General features: G+C 63.0%; 1 protein-coding gene. It reads left to right on the forward strand.

The genetic code is table 11. The features are described 5' to 3' along the window. A partial coding sequence (locus J5M56_RS26640; RefSeq protein WP_207938272.1) for an immunoglobulin-like domain-containing protein occupies nt 1-216 on the forward strand: 216 nt, incomplete at both ends.

Below are 216 nucleotides of genomic sequence, written 5' to 3' on the forward strand. Positions count from 1 at the left end.
CAGCTGGCCAGAGCACCGGTAGCGTCGATTTCCAGACGCCGGCCAATGACGTCTACAACAATGGTTCGACCGTTAACACCACTATCACCGCAGCAACCGGTGGCAACTTCGAACAGCTGACGCCGAACCCGGCGCCGGCCACGACCGTCATCGCGGACTCCGTCGACACCACCACCGCCACTCTGACCGCTACTCCAAGCGTGACCGAAGGTGGCG

This window comes from Pseudomonas sp. 51_B, from assembly GCF_017491595.1.
Classification (GTDB): Bacteria; Pseudomonadota; Gammaproteobacteria; order Pseudomonadales; family Pseudomonadaceae; genus Aquipseudomonas; species Aquipseudomonas promysalinigenes.